Origin of the sequence: Klebsiella sp. CD33, assembly GCF_051992865.1 — a bacterium.
GTDB lineage: Bacteria > Pseudomonadota > Gammaproteobacteria > Enterobacterales > Enterobacteriaceae > Klebsiella > Klebsiella pneumoniae.
The window spans coordinates 1,561,353-1,580,114 of sequence record NZ_CP197023.1; the positions used below are offsets into that span (position 1 = coordinate 1,561,353).

Consider the following 18,762-nt stretch of genomic DNA (forward strand, 5'->3'; position numbering starts at 1 on the left):
GAACATGACCTTAAAAGAATTATTGGTGGGGTTCGGCACCCAGGTCCGTAGTATCTGGATGATTGGCCTGCATGCCTTCGCCAAACGTGAAACCCGGATGTATCCGGAAGAGCCGGTCTACCTGCCGCCGCGCTATCGCGGCCGCATCGTGCTGACCCGCGATCCGGACGGTGCAGAGCGCTGCGTCGCCTGTAACCTGTGTGCGGTAGCCTGCCCGGTGGGCTGTATCTCGCTGCAGAAAGCAGAGACGGTAGACGGCCGCTGGTATCCGGAGTTCTTCCGCATCAACTTCTCACGCTGCATCTTCTGCGGCCTGTGCGAAGAAGCGTGCCCGACCACGGCGATCCAGTTGACCCCGGACTTCGAGCTGGGTGAATACAAGCGTCAGGATCTGGTGTACGAAAAAGAGGATCTGCTGATTTCCGGTCCGGGCAAATACCCGGAATATAACTTCTACCGGATGGCGGGTATGGCAATCGACGGCAAAGATAAGGGCGAAGCGGAAAATGAAGCTAAGCCAATCGACGTCAAGAGCCTGTTACCGTAAGGAGAGGGGCAATGGAATTCGCTTTTTATATCTGTGGCCTGATAGCCATCCTCGCAACCTTGCGGGTCGTCACCCACACCAATCCGGTGCATGCGCTGCTGTACCTGATTATTTCGCTGCTGGCGATTGCCGGGGTGTTCTTCTCGCTGGGCGCGTACTTCGCCGGAGCGCTGGAAATCATCGTCTACGCCGGGGCCATTATGGTGCTGTTCGTCTTCGTGGTGATGATGCTCAACCTGGGCGGCACCGAGATCGAACAGGAGCGCAAGTGGCTGCAGCCGGGGATCTGGATTGGCCCGGCCATCCTCTCCGCGGTGCTACTGGTGGTTATCGTTTACGCCATCCTGGGCATTAACGACCAGGGTATCGACGGTGCGGCGATTAACGCCAAAGAAGTGGGCATTGCGCTGTTTGGGCCGTACGTCCTGGCGGTGGAGCTGGCCTCCATGCTGCTGCTGGCGGGCCTGGTGGTTGCCTTCCACATTGGCCGCGAAGAGCGCGCCGGCGAGGTGCTGAGCAACCGTCTGAACGACAGCGACAAACGAAAAACGGAGGAACACGCATGATCCCCTTAACACATGGACTGATCCTCGCGGCCATCCTGTTTGTGCTTGGTCTGACGGGGCTGGTGATCCGCCGCAATCTGCTGTTTATGTTGATTAGCCTGGAAATCATGATTAACGCCGCCGCGCTGGCCTTTGTGGTGGCGGGTAGCTACTGGGGTCAGGCAGATGGTCAGATAATGTATATCCTCGCCATCAGCCTCGCGGCTGCGGAAGCGAGTATCGGCCTGGCGCTGCTGCTGCAGCTCCATCGTCGCCGCCAGAACCTGAACATCGATTCAGTAAGTGAGTTGCGTGGATGAACATGCTTGCCTTAACCATTCTTTTGCCATTGATTGGCTTTGTGCTGCTGGCCTTCTCCCGCGGGCGCTGGTCGGAAAATCTTTCCGCCACCGTTGGCATGGGCTCGGTAGGCCTGGCGGCGCTGGTCACCGCGTACGTTGGTGTCGACTTTTTCGCTAACGGCAAACAGGCGGTCAGCGTGCCGCTGTGGACCTGGATGTCGGTCGGTGATTTCAACATCGGCTTCAACCTGGTGTTGGACGGCCTGTCGCTGACCATGCTCTCCGTAGTTACCGGCGTCGGCTTCCTGATCCACATGTTCGCCTCCTGGTACATGCGCGGTGAAGAGGGATATTCCCGCTTCTTCGCCTATACCAACCTGTTTATCGCCAGCATGGTGGTTCTGGTACTGGCCGATAACCTGCTGCTGATGTACCTCGGTTGGGAAGGCGTGGGCCTCTGTTCTTACCTGCTGATCGGTTTCTACTACACCGATCCGAAGAACGGCGCCGCAGCGATGAAAGCGTTTGTGGTGACCCGCGTCGGCGACGTGTTCCTCGCCTTCGCGCTGTTCATTCTTTATAACGAACTGGGCACCCTGAACTTCCGCGAAATGGTGGAGCTGGCGCCGCAGCACTTCGCTAACGGCAGCACCACGCTGCAGTGGGCGACGCTGATGCTGCTTGGCGGCGCGGTCGGTAAATCCGCCCAGCTGCCGCTGCAAACGTGGCTTGCCGATGCGATGGCGGGTCCGACGCCGGTCTCTGCGCTGATCCACGCCGCGACCATGGTCACCGCGGGCGTCTATCTGATCGCCCGTACCCACGGCCTGTTCCTGATGACGCCGGAAGTGCTGCATCTGGTCGGTATCGTCGGGGCGGTCACCCTGGTGTTGGCGGGCTTCGCCGCGCTGGTGCAGACCGATATCAAACGCGTTCTCGCCTACTCTACCATGAGCCAGATTGGCTACATGTTCCTCGCGCTGGGCGTGCAGGCATGGGACGCGGCGATTTTCCACCTGATGACTCACGCGTTCTTTAAAGCGCTGCTGTTCCTGTCGTCTGGTTCGGTCATTCTGGCCTGCCATCACGAACAGAACATCTTCAAGATGGGCGGCCTGCGCAAATCGATTCCGCTGGTATACGTCTGCTTCCTGGTGGGGGGCGCGGCGCTGTCCGCACTGCCGCTTATCACCGCAGGCTTCTTCAGTAAGGATGAGATTCTGGCAGGCGCGATGGCCAATGGCCATATCAATCTGATGGTGGCAGGCCTGGTCGGCGCCTTTATGACCTCGCTGTACACCTTCCGGATGATTTTCATCGTATTCCACGGTAAAGAGCAAATTCACGCGCACGCAGGGAAGGGGATTACCCATCATCTGCCGCTGATTGTGCTGCTGGTACTATCCACCTTCGTTGGCGCGCTGATTGTGCCGCCGCTGGAAGGCGTACTGCCGCAGACCACTGAGCTCGCCCACGGTAGCGTGATGACGCTGGAGATTGCCTCCGGGATCATCGCCATTGCCGGGATTCTGATCGCTGCATGGCTGTGGCTGGGCAAACGCACGCTGGTGACCTCCATCGCCAACAGTGCGCCTGGCCGCTTCTTCGGTACCTGGTGGTTCCATGCCTGGGGCTTCGACTGGTTATACGACAAGGTGTTCGTAAAACCATTCCTCGGTATTGCCTGGCTGCTGAAACGCGATCCGCTGAACTCGTTGATGAATATCCCGGCGATCCTTTCCCGCTTCGCAGGCAAAGGCCTGCTGGTGAGCGAGAACGGTTATCTGCGCTGGTATGTAGCTTCAATGAGCATCGGCGCGGTGGTGGTGCTGGCGCTGCTGATGGTATTGCGTTGATTTGATCGCGCGGTTTTGCCCGGTGGCGCTTCGCTTACCGGGCCTACGAGACCGTAGGTCGGGTAAGCGAAGCGCCACCCGACACAACAAACCGCACTCAAACGTGAATGTAGTCGAATTCGTTGAAAATCGGTCCTGAACGGGACTTTAACAAGGAATAAAAATCGCCATGTTACTACCCTGGCTAATATTAATTCCCTTTATCGGCGGCTTCCTGTGCTGGCAGACCGAACGCTTTGGCGTGAAAGTGCCGCGCTGGATCGCGCTGATTACCATGGGACTGACGCTGGTGCTTGGCCTGCAGCTGTGGATGCAGGGCGGCTATTCTCTGACGCAATCCGCGGGTATTCCGCAATGGCAGTCGGAATTCGTGCTGCCGTGGATCCCACGCTTCGGCATTAGCATCCATCTGGCGATCGACGGCCTGTCGCTGCTGATGGTGGTGCTGACCGGTCTCCTCGGCGTGCTGGCGGTGCTCTGTTCGTGGCGTGAAATCGAAAAATACCAGGGCTTCTTCCACCTCAACCTGATGTGGATCCTGGGCGGCGTTATCGGCGTGTTCCTCGCCATCGACATGTTCCTGTTCTTCTTCTTCTGGGAAATGATGTTGGTGCCGATGTACTTCCTGATCGCGCTGTGGGGCCACAAAGCCTCGGACGGTAAAACGCGTATCACAGCGGCCACCAAGTTCTTCATCTATACCCAGGCGAGCGGTCTGGTGATGCTGATTGCCATTCTGGCGCTGGCCTTCGTCCACTTCAACGCCACCGGCGTGTGGAGCTTCAACTATGAAGATCTGCTGAAAACCCCAATGTCTCACGGCGTGGAATACCTGCTGATGCTCGGCTTCTTCATCGCCTTCGCGGTGAAAATGCCGGTGGTGCCGCTGCACGGCTGGCTGCCGGACGCTCACTCCCAGGCGCCGACCGCCGGCTCTGTCGACCTCGCGGGGATCCTGCTGAAAACCGCCGCCTACGGTCTGCTGCGCTTTGCGCTGCCGCTGTTCCCGAATGCCTCCGCCGAGTTTGCGCCCATCGCCATGTGGCTGGGCGTGATCGGTATCTTCTACGGCGCGTGGATGGCCTTCGCCCAGACCGATATTAAACGCCTGATCGCCTACACCTCCGTGTCCCACATGGGCTTCGTGCTGATTGCTATCTACACCGGCAGCCAGCTGGCCTATCAGGGAGCGGTGATCCAGATGATTGCTCACGGTCTGTCCGCGGCGGGTCTGTTTATTCTCTGCGGCCAGCTGTACGAACGTCTGCATACCCGCGATATGCGCCAAATGGGCGGTCTGTGGAGCAAAATTAAATGGCTGCCGGCGATGTCGATGTTCTTCGCGGTCGCCACTCTGGGGATGCCGGGCACCGGTAACTTCGTCGGCGAATTTATGATCCTGTTCGGCAGCTATAAAGTGGTGCCGACGATCACCGTCATCTCCACCTTTGGTCTGGTATTCGCGTCCGTTTACTCGCTGTCGATGTTACATCGCGCTTACTTCGGTAAAGCGAAGAGCGAAGTGGCGGCGAAAGAGTTGCCGGGGATGTCCCTGCGTGAACTGTCTATCATCCTGCTGCTGGTGGTGCTGCTGGTGCTGTTGGGCTTCTTCCCGCAGCCGATCCTCGACACCTCGCATGCTGCGATGAGCAACATTCAGCAGTGGTTTGTTAATTCTGTTTCTACTACAAGGCCGTAATTCGCCATGACAATAACTCCACAACAACTGATCGCACTGCTACCGCTGCTGATCGTCGGCTTGACGGTGGTGGTTGTGATGCTCTCCATTGCGTGGCGACGCAATCATTTTCTCAATGCCACGCTGTCGGTTCTTGGACTTAACGCCGCGCTGGTCTCGCTCTGGTTCGTCGGCCAGAACGGGGCGATGGACGTCACGCCGCTGATCCGCGTTGACGGCTACGCCATGCTTTACACCGGTCTGGTGCTGCTGGCGAGCCTCGCGACCTGTACTTTCGCCTACCCGTGGCTTGAGGGTTACAAGGACAACAAAGAAGAGTTCTACCTGCTGGTGCTGATCGCCGCCCTGGGCGGCATTCTGCTGGCCGGTGCGAATCATCTGGCGGCGCTGTTCCTCGGTATTGAGCTGATTTCGCTGCCGCTGTTCGGCCTGGTTGGTTACGCCTTCCGCCAGAAGCGTTCGCTGGAAGCGAGCATCAAATACACCATCCTCTCCGCGGCAGCTTCGTCCTTCCTGCTGTTCGGTATGGCGCTGGTGTATGCGAACTCCGGCAACCTGTCCTTCCTCGCGCTGGGCAAAAGCCTGGCGGACAACATGCTGCACGAGCCGCTGCTGCTGGCGGGCCTCGGTCTGATGATCGTCGGTCTTGGCTTTAAACTGTCGCTGGTGCCGTTCCACCTGTGGACGCCGGACGTTTACCAGGGGGCGCCTGCGCCGGTCTCCACCTTCCTGGCGACCGCCAGCAAGATCGCTATCTTCGGCGTAGTGATGCGTCTGTTCCTGTACATGCCGGTGGGCAACAGCGAAGCGGTACGCGTGGTGCTGGGCCTGATCGCCTTCGCCTCTATCATCTTCGGTAACCTGATGGCGCTGAGCCAGACCAACATTAAGCGCCTGCTCGGTTACTCTTCCATCTCCCATCTCGGCTATCTGCTGGTGGCGCTGATTGCCCTGCAGAGCGGTGAAATGTCGATGGAAGCCGTGGGCGTTTACCTGGCCGGTTACCTGTTCAGCAGCCTCGGCGCGTTCGGCGTGGTCAGCCTGATGTCCAGCCCGTACCGCGGTCCGGATGCTGACTCGCTGTTCTCCTACCGCGGCCTGTTCTGGCACCGTCCGATCCTGTCGGCTGTGATGACGGTGATGATGCTCTCCCTGGCCGGCATCCCGATGACCCTCGGCTTTATCGGTAAGTTCTACGTGCTGGCCGTCGGTGTGCATGCGCATCTGTGGTGGCTGGTTGCCGCGGTGGTTGTCGGCTCGGCGATCGGTCTCTACTACTACCTGCGCGTGGCCGTCAGCCTGTACCTGAGCGCGCCGGAGCAACTGAATCGCGATGCGCCGTCAAACTGGCAGTACAGCGCCGGCGGTATCGTGGTGCTGATCTCCGCGCTGCTGGTGCTGGTGCTCGGTATCTGGCCGCAGCCGCTGATTAGCATCGTGCAGCTGGCGACGCCGCTGATGTAAGTTGATTGACTCAATAAAAAAACCGCCGGGATGGCGGTTTTTTTATGCCCGGATTTTACGCCATCTTGTAGACCATAAAGTCTTCCGCCAGCAGCGTGTTAGGGAAAATCTCCCGGCATTCCGCCAGCATACGCAGACAGCCTTCGGCATCGTAGCGCGAGCTAAAGTGGGTGGCGATCAGCGTACCGACCCCCGCTTCTTTGGCAAGCGCCGCGGTCTGCTGACTGGAAGAGTGGCCGCGGCTATTGGCTTTCTCCGCCATCGCCTGCTCAAGGGTGGTTTCGTGGACCATTACATCCGCCCCGCGAGCCATCTCCAGCGCCTGCGGGCAGGGGGCGGTATCGCCGAAGATGGCCAGCGTTTTACCCGGGGTCGCTGGCCCCAGATAGCGGCTGCCGTCGATGACCCGGCCATCTGCCAGCTCGACGCGCTGTCCGCGCTTGAGTTGATGGAACAGCGGCCCGGGAGGTACGCCATCGGCAATCAGCTGGGCGGCGTCGAGGGTGCCGGGCTTGTCATGCTGCGCAATGCGATACCCATAGCACTCCACCGGATGGCTGAGCGGATACGCGGTGACCCGATAGCCCTCTTCGTCGAACACCAGACCAGGGCCGACTTCGATGATGGTGAGCGGATAGTCGGTCCACGAACCGCTCAGGCGCAGCGCGGTCTCAACAAACTCTTTGAGTCCTTTTGGCCCGTAGAGGGTGAGGGGCAGGGAGTTTCCCTGCATCGAGCGGCTGCACAGCAGACCGGGCAGGCCGAACAGGTGGTCGCCGTGCAGATGGGTAATAAAAATCTTATTCAGTTTGCCGGGATGGTAGGGCGTGTGAAGAAACTGATGCTGGGTCCCTTCGCCGCAGTCAAACAACCACATTTCGGCGCGGGTCGGCTGTTGCAAATTCAGTATTATCGACGTCATATTACGCGTGCGGGTCGGCACCCCGGCGGATGTCCCCAAAAAAGTTAATTCCATCGTCCAGTGTCCTCAGGGCGAGTCGCAAAGTATCAGTATATCAATAAGGAGCAGCAGATGATGACCTGGCAGGATCTCCACCATAGTGAACTCACCGTTCCCCAGCTGTATGCGCTGCTGAAATTGCGCAGTGAAGTCTTTGTCGTAGAGCAGCAGTGCGTCTATCAGGATGTCGACGGCGATGATTTGGTTGGTGAAAATCGCCATCTGCTCGGCTGGCGCGATGGCGAACTGGTGGCCTACGCGCGGATCCTCAAAAGCGAAGAGGAGTTTGCGCCGGTGGTGATTGGCCGGGTCATCGTCAGCCCCGCCGCCCGTGGTGCGAAGCTCGGCTATCAGCTGATGGAGCAGGCGCTGGCCAGCTGTCAGCAGCACTGGCCGCAAAAGGCGATTTACCTCGGGGCGCAGGCGCACCTGCAATCCTTTTACGCCCACTTCGGTTTTACGCCGGTGACCGAGGTCTATGATGAGGATGGCATCCCCCACATTGGCATGGCGCGAGAAAAGCGCGCTGTCTGACTCCTCTGCACCCTCGTCCACGCGCAGCTCTGGCCCGGCGAGCGGGTAAGATAAAACCCGCTCCCTCATCATGGGTACTGCTATTCCGTCGTCGAACCCCTTATAATGTGGGGTTTTACTACCGTGGAGGTTTGCGTGCTGTCTGTTTCCACTGCGCTGGCCCGTTTGCAAGACGGCCTGGGCGAGTCATTTCCAGACTCGCCCGGCACGCGAATTATCGATGTTGCCTTTCCGCTGAATGATGCCTTCGATCCGCTACTATGGTGCGGCCAGCAGGCGCAATGGCCGCAGTTTTACTGGCAGCAGCGCAATGGCGATGAGGAACTGGCGACGCTGGGGGCGGTAAAAACCTTTACCTCGCTCGACGCGGCGAACCGCTTTTTACGCCAGGCCGGCCGGCAGGATCTGCGTATCTGCGGCCTGAATGCGTTTGAACCGCAGCAGGGCAGCCTGGCGCTGCCGCGTCTGGAGTGGCGCCGGTGCGGCGGCAGGGCCGTGCTGCGGCTGGTGCTGCATAGTGATATCTCCCTGCGTGAGGATGCCGCGACGGCCCGCGCGTTTCTCGCCAGCCTGACAACCACTCAGGCGACTCCCGGCGCCATACCGCCGTTGCTGAGCGAGCGCCACTCATCCGACTATCCTCAATGGCAGGCAATGATTGCGCGGGCGACTAAGGCGATCAGCGCCGGTGAAATGGATAAAGTAGTGCTGGCGCGGGCAACCGACCTGCAGTTTGCCGCCCCGCTGGACGCCGTGAGCATCATGGCGGCTAGCCGGCGCAGCAATCTTAACTGTTTTCATTTCCTGATGGCGTTCAATGCCCGGCAGGCATTTTTCGGCTCCACGCCGGAACGGCTGTGGCGCCGGCGCGGCGCGCTGCTGCGCACCGAAGCGCTGGCGGGGACCGTCGCGAACCATCAGGAAGACGCGAAGGCGCAGCAACTGGCCGACTGGCTGATGAAAGACGACAAAAACCAGCGGGAAAACATGCTGGTAGTAGAGGATATCTGCCAGCGCCTGCAGAGTGAGGCCTCGACGCTGGACGTCCTGCCGCCGCAGGTGGTGAGGCTGCGTAAGGTGCAGCATCTCCGACGCTGCATCTGGACCGAGCTGGCGGCGCCTGACGACAGCCGCTGTCTGCTGCAGCTGCAGCCCACCGCCGCGGTGGCCGGCCTGCCGCGCCGGGCGGCGCTGGCGTTCATTCAGCGTCATGAACCGTTTTCCCGCGAATGGTACGCCGGGTCCGCCGGGTATCTGTCACTGGCGCAAAGCGAGTTTTGCGTGGCGCTGCGTTCGGCGAAAGTGAACCACGACACCCTGCGGCTGTATGCCGGGGCGGGGATCGTCAGCGGCTCTGATGCACAGCAGGAGTGGCAGGAGATTGACAACAAAGCGGCCGGGCTGCGCTCGCTGCTGTGTCCATAAAGCTTGAATGACGATGCATATCAAAACGACGTCACTTTGCCTTATCTATACTTAGCATCAATATTTGATACCGGACAATTTCATGTCAGTAAGCGCATTTAACCGACGCTGGGCGGCGGTGATCCTGGAAGCTTTAACGCGCCATGGCGTGCAGCATATCTGCATCGCGCCGGGCTCGCGCTCGACACCCTTAACCCTGGCGGCGGCGGAAAACCGCGCCTTTATCCATCATACCCATTTCGACGAACGCGGCCTCGGCCACCTGGCGCTCGGCCTGGCAAAGGCCAGCCGGCAGCCGGTGGCGGTGATAGTCACCTCCGGGACCGCCACCGCAAACCTCTATCCGGCGCTGATTGAGGCAGGGCTCACCGGTGAAAAGCTGATCCTGTTAACCGCCGACCGTCCGCCGGAGCTGATCGACTGCGGCGCGAACCAGGCTATCCGCCAGCCGGGGATGTTTGCCTCCCATCCTGCGCAGACGATTTCTTTGCCGCGTCCCTCGCAGGATATTCCTGCCCGCTGGCTGGTCTCAACCATCGACCAGGCGCTGGGCGCGCTGCACGCCGGCGGGGTGCATATTAACTGTCCGTTCGCTGAACCGCTGTATGGTGATATGGATGAGACCGGCGTGGAGTGGCAGCAGCAGCTCGGCAACTGGTGGCAGAGCGACAAACCCTGGCTGCGCCAGGCGCTGCAGTTAGAGAGCGAGAAGCAGCGCGACTGGTTCTTCTGGCGACAAAAACGCGGCGTCGTCGTGGCGGGCAGAATGAGCGCCGCGGAAGGGAAAAAGGTCGCTGAGTGGGCGCAGACCCTCGGCTGGCCGCTGATCGGCGATGTCCTGTCGCAGACCGGGCAGCCGCTGCCGTGCGCCGACCTGTGGCTGGGCAACGGCAAAGCGGTCAGCGAGCTGGCGCAGGCGCAGATCGTCGTGCAACTCGGCAGCAGCCTGACCGGCAAACGCGTGCTCCAGTGGCAGGCGACCTGCGAGCCGGATGAATACTGGCTGGTGGATAATCTGCCCGGTCGCCTCGACCCGGCGCAGCACCGCGGTCGCCGTCTGCTCTCAAGCGTTGAGCGCTGGCTCGAATTACATCCGGCGGATAAACGCCAGCCTTGGGCGACGGCGATCCCACAGCTTGCCGGGCAGGCGTGGCAGGCTGCGGTCGCCAGCAACGAGCCTTTTGGCGAAGCGCAGCTGGCGCAGCGCATTCGGCGCTATCTGCCGGAGCAGGGCCAATTGTTTGTTGGCAACAGCCTGGTGGTGCGCCTGATCGACGCCCTGGCGCAGCTACCGGCCGGGTATCCGGTCTACAGCAACCGCGGCGCCAGCGGCATCGATGGCCTGATCGCCACTGCGGCCGGCGTGCAGCGCGCCAGCGCCCGACCGACGCTGGCCATCGTTGGCGATCTCTCCGCGCTCTATGATCTCAACTCGCTGGCCCTGCTGCGCCAGGCGTCGGCGCCGCTGGTGCTGATCGTGGTGAATAACAACGGCGGGCAGATTTTTTCTATGCTGCCGACGCCGCAGGACGAACGCCGTCAGTTCTATTTAATGCCGCAGGACGTGGATTTCAGCCACGCGGCGGCGATGTTCGGCCTGGCCTATCATCGCCCTGATGACTGGCCGTCGCTGGATGAGGCGCTGGCCGGCGCCTGGCGCAGGGCAGGGGCGACGGTGATTGAGCTGGCGGTCAATGAGACCGACGGCGCGCAGACCCTCCAGCAGCTGCTGGCGCAGGTAAGTCGCCTGTGATCCTCAGCGCTGCTGTCGACAACGGCCAGCCGGGCTATCCCTGGCTGGTGTTTCTGCACGGTTTTTCCGGCGACCGCAACGAGTGGCGGAAAGTGGGCGACGCCTTTCCCGCCTGGCCGCGGCTGTACCTCGATCTGCCGGGGCACGGCGGCTCCGCGGATATCGCGGTGCAGGACTTTGCCGGGGTCAATACTCTGCTGCAGTCTACGCTTAATAGTTACAACATACATAAGTATTGGCTGATCGGCTACTCGCTGGGCGGCCGGGTGGCAATGAACTTCGCCAGCCAGCCGCGCGCAGGCATGCGCGGGCTGATCGTTGAAGGCGGCCATCCGGGCCTGCAGGATGTAGAGGCGCGGCAGGCGCGGCGCAGCAATGATAGCGCCTGGGCGGAACGTTTTCGCCGCGAGCCGCTTGAGCAGGTCTTTGCCGACTGGTATCAGCAGCCGGTCTTCGCTTCGCTGAATGCCGCGCAGCGTGAGTCATTGGTCGCCTTACGCAGCCGGAACAACGGCGCGACGCTGGCTGCGATGCTGCAGGCAACCTCCCTTGCCGCGCAGGCCGATCTGCGCGCGTCTCTGCAGGCGCGCGATTTTCCTTTTCACTACCTGTGCGGCGAGCGCGACGCGAAGTTTCGCGCCATCGCGCAGACGCTCGCGGCGGATCTCCATCTTATTCACCATGCCGGACACAACGCGCACCGGGACAACCCGGCGGCGGTGATTGCCTGTCTGGCGCAGATTCTGGCAAGTTAACTGAAGGACATTCTATGATCTCTCTTGATGAAGCAATGCTCTACGCCCCCGTTGAATGGCACGATTGCTCCGAAGGCTATACCGATATTCGCTATCACAAATCGACTGACGGGATTGCCAAAATCACCATTAATCGTCCGCAGGTGCGCAACGCCTTCCGCCCGCTGACCGTCAAAGAGATGATCCAGGCGCTGGCGGATGCCCGGTATGACGACAATATCGGCGTCATCGTGCTGACCGGTGAAGGTGAGAAAGCCTTCTGCGCCGGCGGCGACCAGAAAGTCCGCGGCGACTACGGCGGCTATCAGGACGACTCCGGCGTTCATCATCTTAACGTGCTCGACTTCCAGCGTCAGATCCGCACCTGCCCGAAACCGGTGGTCGCGATGGTGGCCGGCTACTCTATCGGCGGCGGTCACGTGCTGCATATGATGTGCGATCTGACTATCGCGGCGGAAAACGCCATCTTCGGCCAGACCGGGCCAAAAGTCGGCTCATTCGACGGCGGCTGGGGCGCCTCCTATATGGCGCGGATCGTCGGGCAGAAAAAAGCGCGCGAAATCTGGTTCCTGTGCCGCCAGTATGACGCTCAGCAGGCGCTGGACATGGGGCTGGTGAATACCGTGGTACCGCTGGCGGATCTGGAAAAAGAGACCGTGCGCTGGTGTCGTGAAATGCTGCAGAACAGCCCGATGGCCTTGCGCTGCCTGAAAGCGGCGCTGAACGCCGACTGCGACGGCCAGGCTGGTCTGCAGGAGCTGGCGGGCAACGCCACCATGCTGTTCTATATGACGGAAGAGGGGCAGGAAGGACGCAACGCCTTCAACCAGAAACGTCAGCCGGACTTCAGCAAATTTAAACGGAATCCATAATGCGCGTTTCGCAGGTTTACCGCTGGCAGATACCGATGGACGCGGGCGTGGTGCTGCGCGAGCGGCGGTTAAAAACCCGCGACGGGCTGTTCATCCGCCTGCAGGAGGGGGAACGCGAAGGCTGGGGCGAAATTTCTCCCCTGCCGGGATTCAGTGTCGAGACGCTGGAAGAGGCGCAAATGGCGCTGTTAGCGTGGGCACAGGCCTGGCGCGACGGCGCCGAGCCGCCGCTTCCCACGCAGCCCTCCGTCGCGTTTGGCATCAGCTGCGCGCAGGCGGAGCTTAGCGGCGGACTACCGCAGGCCGCGGATTATCGCGCGGCGCCGCTCTGCTCCGGCGATCCGGATGAGCTATTCGCCAGACTGGCGGCGATGCCCGGCGAGAAGGTCGCTAAGGTCAAAGTTGGCCTCTGGGAGGCGGTCCGCGACGGTATGGTGGTCAATCTGCTGCTGGAGGCGATCCCCGACCTGCAGCTGCGGCTCGATGCCAACCGCGCCTGGACGCCGCTCAAAGCGCAACAGTTCGCCAAATACGTTAATCCGGCGTACCGCCAGCGCATTGCTTTTCTTGAAGAACCTTGCAAAACGCGGGAGGATTCTCGGGCCTTTAGCCGCGAGACAGGGATCGCTATCGCCTGGGATGAAAGCCTGCGCGAGGCGGATTTCCGCTTTGTCGCCGAGCCGGGGGTGCGCGCGGTGGTGATCAAACCGACGCTAACCGGCAGTTTGCAGAAGGTGCAGCAACAGGTCGCCGCGGCGCATGCGCTGGGGTTGAGCGTAGTGATCAGCTCGTCGATCGAGTCCAGTCTCGGGTTAACCCAGCTGGCGCGGATTGCCGCCTGGCTGACGCCGCAGACCATCCCCGGACTCGATACGCTGGCGCTGATGGGCGCCCAGCTGGTACGGCCGTGGCCCGAAAGTGCGCTGCCGGTGCTCAACATTGATGCGCTGGAGCCGCTGCTGTGACCTTTAACGACTGGCCCTGGCGGCATTGGCGTCAGCGGCGCGGAGAGGCCCTCGCCTTACGTCTGAATAACCAGCCGCTGACCTGGCGGGAGCTATGCGCGCGGGTTGACGCGCTGGCGTCTGGTTTTGCCGCGCAGGGCGTAATGGAAGGGCAGGGAGTGGCGCTCCGGGCCTACAACCAGCCGGAGACGCTACTCGCCTGGCTGGCGCTGCTGCAGTGCGGGGCGCGGGTGCTGCCGCTGAATCCGCAGCTGCCAGCGGTGTTGCTGCAGGCGTTGTTACCCGCGTTAACCATGCAGCATCAGCTGGTGCTTAACGGTGATACGCTGCCGGGGAATTTACCGGCGTTAACTCTGCAGGCGGCAGAAGGCGCTTGTGCCGTTTGTTGGCATGGCGATCGGTTGGTGTCGATGACGTTGACCTCCGGTTCAACCGGCCTGCCGAAAGCGGCGGTACATAGCGCCAACGCCCATCTGGCCAGCGCGGCTGGCGTGCTGGCGCTGATGCCGTTTGCCGCAGGAGATGACTGGCTGCTGTCGCTGCCGTTGTTCCATGTCTCCGGTCAGGGGATCGTCTGGCGCTGGCTGCTGGCCGGCGCGCGACTCACGGTATGTGACAAACAGCCGCTGGCGCAGATGCTGCACGGCTGTACCCATGCTTCGCTGGTGCCGACCCAGCTATGGCGCCTGCTGAATGATGATGCTGCGGTTTCCCTCAAGGCGGTGCTGCTCGGCGGCGCGTCGATCCCGGTCGAATTGACTGAACGGGCGCGAAAGCAGGGCATACGCAGCTTCTGCGGCTATGGCCTCACCGAATTCGCCTCCACCGTGTGTGCCAAAGAGGCCGACGGCGCTGCGGATGTTGGCGAAGCGCTGCCGGGGCGAGAGGTGAAAATAGTCGCCGGCGAGATCTGGCTGCGGGCGTCGAGTATGGCCGCAGGCTACTGGCGGGATGGTCAATTGTTGTCATTAACCAACAATGAAGGCTGGTTTGCGACGCGCGATCGCGGAGCATTGCATAACGGTCGGCTGACGGTTGTTGGGCGACTGGATAACCTCTTTTTTAGCGGTGGAGAAGGTATTCAACCGGAAGAGGTCGAGCGTGTGATACTCGCCCATCCACAGGTACAGCAGGTGTTTATCGTGCCGCTGGATGATGCGGAATACGGCCAGCGCCCGGTAGCGGTGGTGGAATGCGATGACGGCTGCGAGTTGAGCGCGCTGGCGGCATGGAGCGCTGAGCGGTTAGCGCGTTTTCAGCAGCCGGTGCGTTGGCTGCGGTTGCCGGAAACGTTAAAAAACGGCGGGATTAAGATTTCGCGCCGGGCGCTGTGCGAGTGGGTCAGGCAGCAGACGCATGCGACCGTATCGTAGCCACCCGCATTATCCCGCGGCATAACGCCGGGTGGGTTGAACGCGGTATGCTGGACTAAAGTAGCCCTTTCAGGCTGAGAGTAACGCGGGTGGCGGCATTAAGATCGTAGTTTTTGAGATCTTCGGCTTTGACCCAGGCGTAATCGTCAAACTCCTCGTTGATCGTCACATCGCGATTGGCGCTCACGCAGTCGAAGATGAGATAGATCATGTAGATCGTTTCCTGATGCCCGTCGGGGTAGGTTTTGACGCGGGTATCGTCGCGAAAGCACCATGGCGCGATATGGGTAAGGATGAGTTTTTCGCCGAGCTCTTCGCGTATTTCCCGCCGCAGCGCCTCTTCAATACGTTCCCCTGGCTCCACGCCGCCGCCGGATAAGGCCCATTGCCCGGGAAAAACCCCGCGGTCGGCGGCCATTTTGCAAAGCAGATAATGGCCTTCATTCTCGATCAGCGGGCAAACAATCGTCCTTTGGCGCATGGGTTTTCTCCTGCAGAGGGATGGGGCGGTATGCTGGTGAAATAGTTTGCGAGCCGCCTCGGTAAACTGCAAGCGAAATACAGTTCAGGTCTTGTTGAGTGCTACGTTAAGCGAAAATGATTGTATGGAGCACCGCCATGGAAAGGGCGACGAATTCCCCCCACGATGCTGTATTTAAACACCTGCTGTCGCATCGGGCGACGGCCAGGGATTTTCTGGACATTCACCTTCCCGCACCGCTGCGCGCGTTATGTAATCTGAACACGCTGCGGCTGGAGTCCGGGAGCTTTATCGACGACGAACTGCGGGCGAGTCATTCCGATATCCTTTACTCGCTGCAAACGCAGGCGGGGGAGGGCTATATCTATCTGTTGATAGAGCACCAAAGCTCGGCGGACCGCCATATGGCATTTCGCCTGATGCGCTATGCGATAGCCGCGATGCAGCGTCATCTGGATAAAGGGCATACGCAGCTGCCGCTGGTGATCCCGCTGCTGTTTTATCATGGTCGCGTTTCTCCCTGGCCTTACCCGATGTGCTGGCTGGCAGGCTTTGCCGATCCGGACATCGCGCGGCGGATCTATGGTGAAGATTTTCCCTTAATTGATATCACTAGCACCCCGGACGATGAAATCATGCGCCACCGGCGCGTGGCGATGCTGGAGCTGCTGCAGAAGCATATTCGCCAGCGGGATTTGATGGACCTGCATGAGCAGCTGGTCAGGCTCCTGGCGCTGGGATACACTAGCCGCAGGCAGCTTAAGACGCTGTTGCACTATTTATTACAGGCAGGAAACGCCGCCGATCCGGTTGCTTTTTTGCGCCATCTTGCGCAAAACGTTCCCCGGCGGCCGCATAAGGAGACGCTAATGAATATTGCCCAGTTTCTGGAACAACGCGGCCATCAGCAAGGATTAAAGCAAGGTCTTGAACAAGGTCTACAGCAAGGTATCGAACAAGGTATCGAGCAAGGTGAGCAGCAGACCGCGGAGCGTATCGCCCGGGCGATGCTTGCTAACGGACTCGACCTGTCGCTGGTGGCGAAACTGACCGGCCTCGCCCCGGAATGTCTGGCCCGGCTGCAGCATTAATTATTCCCTTATCCACCCGCGCCGCGCCGATCCTGCGGCGCCAGCTCTCTGTTTTCGTCAATGTGTCAGCGTTAATCATAATAAACATGAATATTACTGGCGTTGAATAGGCTGTTCGTGGTTCTGGCAACGCTCGATGCCGTAAAAATACGCAACTGGTTACACTCTTGTGAAAATTCATTTCGCCAGGTCATTGATTCCTGATGGGTGCGCAGTAGAATTTTTAGGTTTTTTCGGGACTTCTTTGATTTTAATTTTCTGGATAGAGTAAATAATGAAAAAAAGCATTTTTATGGCGCTGGCGGGCGTGATGATGGTTTCTTCGGCGGCCCATGCGATTAGCGTTACCGGTGAAGCCGGCGAGCATTACACCAACCTTGGCGTCGGCTTCGGCACCGAGTCCACCGGCCTGGCCGTTTCGGGTAACTGGCTGCACAGCGATAACGACGGCGACGCCGCGGGTTTAGGCCTGGGACTCAATATTCCGCTGGGGCCGTTCCTCGCGACCGTGGGTGGTAAAGGTATTTACACCAATCCGAAACAGGGCGATGAAGGTTATGCGGCCGCGGTCGGCGGCGGCCTGCAGTGGAAAATCGGCGACAGCTTCCGCCTGTACGGCGATTATTACTACTCTCCGGATTCGCTCTCCAGCGGCATTGATAGCTACCAGGAAGCCAACGTCGGCACCAGCTGGACCATTATGCGTCCGCTTAGCATCCAGGCCGGCTACCGTTACCTGAACCTGGCGGGCAAAGATGGCAACCGCGATAACACCATCGCCGACGGCCCATACATCGGCGCCAGCGCCAGCTTCTAATCTCTTCCGGCGCGGCATCTTCTTGCTGCGCCAGATTTTCCTCCTCGTCAGCATCCCGCTTTGCGTTATAGTATTTCTCACCTGGCAGGCAAGGAGTGAGCAATGTTGAATGTGGAAATGCTGTCCACCGGCGATGAAGTGTTGCATGGTCAAATCGTTGATACCAATGCGGCATGGCTGGCGGATTTCTTTTTTAATCAGGGTTTACCGTTAACGCGCCGCAATACCGTTGGCGACGATCTCGATGCGCTGGTGGCGATTCTGCGCGAACGCAGCGAACAGGCGGATGTGCTGATCGTCAACGGCGGCCTCGGCCCAACCAGCGACGACCTGAGCGCGCTGGCCGCCGCCACTGCGAAAGGCGAGGGGCTTATTTTGCATCCGGAGTGGCTGGAAACCATGACCCGCTTTTTTGCCGAGCGCGGCAGGCCGATGGCGGAAAGCAACCGTAAGCAGGCGGAAATCCCGGCCAGCGCCGAGATGATCAACAACCCGGTCGGTACGGCCTGTGGCTTTGCCATCCAGCTCAACCGCTGCCTGATGTTTTTCACTCCCGGGGTCCCCTCTGAATTTAAGGTGATGGTCGAGCAGGAAATTTTACCGCGCCTGCGCCAGCGCTTTACGCTGCCGGACCCGCCGGTATGCCTGCGTATGACCACCTTTGGCCGCTCGGAGAGCGAGCTGGCGCAAAGTCTTAATCCGCTGACGCTGCCTCCGGGCGTGGTGATGGGTTACCGCTCGTCGATGCCGATCATTGAACTCAAGCTAACCGGACCGGCCAACCAGCGCGACGCCATGCTGGCCCTGTGGCCGGAGGTGCGTAAGGTGGCTGGCGACAGCCTGATTTTCGAAGGCACGGAAGGGTTACCGGCGCAGATCGCCCGCTGTCTGCAGGAGCGGCAGCTGAGCCTGACGCTCAGCGAGCAGTTTACCGGCGGCCTGCTGGCGCTCCAGCTGTCCCGCGCCGGCGCGCCGCTGCTGGCCAGCGAAGTCGTTCCGGCGCAGGAGGAGACGCTGGCGCAGGCGGCCCGCTGGGCGGCCGAGCGGCGCATAAACCATTTTGCCGGCCTGGCTCTGGCGGTTAGCGGTCAGGAAAACGATCATCTTAACGTGGCCCTGGCCACCCCGGACGGCACCTTCGCACTGCGGGTGAAGTTTAGCGCCACCCGCCACAGCCTGGCGGTACGCCAGGAAGTCTGCGCTATGATGGCGTTAAACATGCTGCGTCGCTGGCTGAATGGCCAACCGCTGGCCAGCGAACATGGCTGGATTAACGTGGTGGATTCCCTCTCGCTGTAAGTCATTCCCCCCGGCGCACCGTA

Annotated in this window: 18 protein-coding genes; 16 read left to right on the plus strand and 2 right to left on the minus strand. The window is 60.5% G+C overall.

Features of this window, described 5'->3' with window-relative positions; genetic code table 11:
* Nucleotides 1–4: 4 nt before the first annotated feature.
* The 6 genes from nuoI (at nt 5) to nuoN (ending at nt 6,413) form a co-directional block, all read left to right on the plus strand.
* The gene (nuoI, locus tag ACR809_RS07885; protein WP_002913152.1) at nt 5–547 is read left to right on the plus strand and encodes an NADH-quinone oxidoreductase subunit NuoI; all 543 of its coding nucleotides are present in this window, start codon (nt 5–7) and stop codon (nt 545–547) included.
* Between the two features lie 11 nt (nt 548–558).
* The gene (gene nuoJ / locus ACR809_RS07890; RefSeq protein WP_002913150.1) at nt 559–1,113 is read left to right on the plus strand and encodes an NADH-quinone oxidoreductase subunit J; all 555 of its coding nucleotides are present in this window, start codon (nt 559–561) and stop codon (nt 1,111–1,113) included.
* Complete coding sequence (gene nuoK, locus ACR809_RS07895; RefSeq protein ID WP_002913148.1) at nt 1,110–1,412, plus strand: NADH-quinone oxidoreductase subunit NuoK; 303 nt, start codon at nt 1,110–1,112, stop codon at nt 1,410–1,412. The genes nuoJ and nuoK overlap by 4 nt, the downstream gene beginning before the upstream one ends.
* Complete coding sequence (nuoL, locus tag ACR809_RS07900; RefSeq protein ID WP_004140895.1) at nt 1,409–3,250, plus strand: NADH-quinone oxidoreductase subunit L; 1,842 nt, start codon at nt 1,409–1,411, stop codon at nt 3,248–3,250. The genes nuoK and nuoL overlap by 4 nt, the downstream gene beginning before the upstream one ends.
* Nucleotides 3,251–3,419: 169 nt before the next feature.
* Nucleotides 3,420–4,949 (plus strand): NADH-quinone oxidoreductase subunit M, encoded by a 1,530-nt coding sequence (gene nuoM / locus ACR809_RS07905; protein WP_101970695.1) that lies wholly within the window; start codon nt 3,420–3,422, stop codon nt 4,947–4,949.
* Between the two features lie 6 nt (nt 4,950–4,955).
* The gene (gene nuoN / locus ACR809_RS07910; RefSeq protein ID WP_004151107.1) at nt 4,956–6,413 is read left to right on the plus strand and encodes an NADH-quinone oxidoreductase subunit NuoN; all 1,458 of its coding nucleotides are present in this window, start codon (nt 4,956–4,958) and stop codon (nt 6,411–6,413) included.
* A 55-nt stretch (nt 6,414–6,468) separates the two neighbouring features.
* On the opposite strand, the gene rnz is transcribed toward nuoN, so the two are convergent.
* Complete coding sequence (rnz, locus tag ACR809_RS07915; RefSeq protein ID WP_004214593.1) at nt 6,469–7,389, minus strand: ribonuclease Z; 921 nt, start codon at nt 7,387–7,389, stop codon at nt 6,469–6,471.
* Between the two features lie 57 nt (nt 7,390–7,446).
* Between rnz and ACR809_RS07920 the strand changes: the two genes are divergently transcribed.
* The 7 genes from ACR809_RS07920 to menE all read left to right on the plus strand — a co-directional run bounded on the left by ACR809_RS07920 (nt 7,447) and on the right by menE (nt 15,051).
* Nucleotides 7,447–7,908, plus strand: a complete 462-nt coding sequence (locus ACR809_RS07920; protein WP_004184987.1) for a GNAT family N-acetyltransferase — start codon at nt 7,447–7,449, stop codon at nt 7,906–7,908.
* 135 nt (nt 7,909–8,043) lie between these two features.
* A complete protein-coding gene (gene menF, locus ACR809_RS07925; RefSeq protein WP_004899574.1) occupies nt 8,044–9,333 on the plus strand; it encodes an isochorismate synthase MenF in 1,290 nt (429 codons plus the stop codon).
* Between the two features lie 82 nt (nt 9,334–9,415).
* Nucleotides 9,416–11,086 (plus strand): 2-succinyl-5-enolpyruvyl-6-hydroxy-3-cyclohexene-1-carboxylic-acid synthase, encoded by a 1,671-nt coding sequence (menD, locus tag ACR809_RS07930; protein WP_048280543.1) that lies wholly within the window; start codon nt 9,416–9,418, stop codon nt 11,084–11,086.
* Nucleotides 11,083–11,841, plus strand: a complete 759-nt coding sequence (gene menH, locus ACR809_RS07935) for a 2-succinyl-6-hydroxy-2,4-cyclohexadiene-1-carboxylate synthase (protein WP_004180725.1) — start codon at nt 11,083–11,085, stop codon at nt 11,839–11,841. Before menD ends, menH begins: the two co-directional genes overlap by 4 nt.
* Nucleotides 11,842–11,855: 14 nt before the next feature.
* Nucleotides 11,856–12,713 carry a 1,4-dihydroxy-2-naphthoyl-CoA synthase gene (gene menB / locus ACR809_RS07940; RefSeq protein ID WP_002913098.1) on the plus strand — a complete coding sequence of 286 codons (858 nt, stop codon included), beginning with the start codon at nt 11,856–11,858 and terminating at the stop codon, nt 12,711–12,713.
* Nucleotides 12,713–13,678, plus strand: coding sequence for an o-succinylbenzoate synthase (gene menC / locus ACR809_RS07945; RefSeq protein WP_032420315.1), 966 nt, complete (start codon nt 12,713–12,715; stop codon nt 13,676–13,678). The genes menB and menC overlap by 1 nt, the downstream gene beginning before the upstream one ends.
* A complete protein-coding gene (gene menE / locus ACR809_RS07950; protein WP_122051175.1) occupies nt 13,675–15,051 on the plus strand; it encodes an o-succinylbenzoate--CoA ligase in 1,377 nt (458 codons plus the stop codon). Before menC ends, menE begins: the two co-directional genes overlap by 4 nt.
* A gap of 55 nt (nt 15,052–15,106) precedes the next feature.
* On the opposite strand, the gene nudI is transcribed toward menE, so the two are convergent.
* Nucleotides 15,107–15,532 carry a nucleoside triphosphatase NudI gene (gene nudI, locus ACR809_RS07955; protein ID WP_004214608.1) on the minus strand — a complete coding sequence of 142 codons (426 nt, stop codon included), beginning with the start codon at nt 15,530–15,532 and terminating at the stop codon, nt 15,107–15,109.
* A gap of 137 nt (nt 15,533–15,669) precedes the next feature.
* Here nudI and ACR809_RS07960 point away from each other — a divergent pair, with 137 nt between their 5' ends.
* From ACR809_RS07960 to ACR809_RS07970, 3 genes are all read left to right on the plus strand, one after another.
* Entirely contained in the window at nt 15,670–16,623 is a 954-nt protein-coding gene (locus tag ACR809_RS07960; RefSeq protein WP_004175025.1) for an Rpn family recombination-promoting nuclease/putative transposase, read from the plus strand.
* Nucleotides 16,624–16,897: 274 nt separating this feature from the next.
* Nucleotides 16,898–17,440, plus strand: coding sequence for a YfaZ family outer membrane protein (locus ACR809_RS07965; RefSeq protein ID WP_122051176.1), 543 nt, complete (start codon nt 16,898–16,900; stop codon nt 17,438–17,440).
* Between the two features lie 102 nt (nt 17,441–17,542).
* A complete protein-coding gene (locus ACR809_RS07970; RefSeq protein ID WP_032417375.1) occupies nt 17,543–18,739 on the plus strand; it encodes a nicotinamide mononucleotide deamidase-related protein YfaY in 1,197 nt (398 codons plus the stop codon).
* The last annotated feature ends 23 nt before the right edge of the window (nt 18,740–18,762 follow it).